The sequence below is a fragment of the Arthrobacter mobilis genome (assembly GCF_012395835.1).
Taxonomy (GTDB): Bacteria; Actinomycetota; Actinomycetes; order Actinomycetales; family Micrococcaceae; genus Crystallibacter; species Crystallibacter mobilis.
In genome coordinates, this window is the sequence record NZ_JAAZSQ010000069.1 from 1 (window position 1) to 1015 (window position 1015).

Below are 1015 nucleotides of genomic sequence, written 5' to 3' on the forward strand. Positions count from 1 at the left end.
ACGCCGCTGTAGGCGTTCAGCGCCAGCTGTCCGCCCAGATGGGCGTACAGCACATTGCTGGTGGCCGGGATCTCCTTGCTGGTAACCAGGTCGATCAGCCCCGCCAGGGACTTGCCCTCGTATACCGGGTCGGTGATCATTGCCTCCATCGAGGCGCCCAGGCGGATGGCCTCGAGGGTGGAGTCGACGGGGATGCCGTAGTAGTCGCCGGCCCAGCCTTCGAGCACGGTGATCTCGTCCTGGCGCAGGTCGCGTTCGAGGCCGATGAGCTTGGCCGTGTTGCGCGCAATCCGCTCCACCTGCTCACGGGTCTTGGCCAGGGTGGCCGAGGCGTCGATGCCGATCACGCGGCGCGGGCGGTCCTGGCCGGCGAACCCGGCGATCATGCCCGCATGGGTGGAGCCGGTGACGGTGCAGACCACGATCGTGTCGAAGAAGACGCCGAGCTCCTTCTCCTGCTGCTCGACTTCGAAGGCCCAGTTGGCGAAGCCCAGGCCGCCGAGCCGGTGGTCGGAGCCGCCGGCGGGGATGGCATAGGGCCTGCCGCCTGCGGCCTTCACGTCCTCGATGGCGTCCTTCCAGGAATTCCGGAAGCCGATGTCGAAGCCGGCCGGGTCCAGCCGCACGTCCGCGCCCATCAGGCGGGAGAGCAGGATGTTGCCCACACGGTCGGAGAGCGGGTCCGGCCAGTCGACCCAGTTCTCCTGCACCAGGACGGCCTTCAGGCCCAGCGTGGCGGCCAGGGCGGCGACCTGCCGGGTGTGGTTGGACTGGAAGCCGCCGATGGAGACCAGGGTGTCCGCCCCCTCGGCCAGGATCTCGGGGACGAAGTACTCGAGCTTGCGGGTCTTGTTGCCGCCGAAGGCCAGTCCGGAACTGACGTCCTCCCGCTTGGCCCAGATCTGCGCACCGCCCAGGTGCTTGGTCAGGCGGGGCAGCGGGTGCACCGGGCTGGGGCCGAAGGTGAGCGGGTAGCGTTCGAAGTCCGTGATGGCCATGGGAGTCCTGTCTCTTG

Annotated in this window: 1 protein-coding gene; it reads right to left on the reverse strand. The window is 68.7% G+C overall.

Annotated features, from left to right (window positions below; genetic code table 11):
• Positions 1 to 998, reverse strand: a 998-nt coding sequence (locus HGG74_RS20860) for a 1-aminocyclopropane-1-carboxylate deaminase (protein WP_168489458.1), incomplete at its 3' end; no start/stop codon positions are given.
• Positions 999 to 1015: the final 17 nt, after the last annotated feature.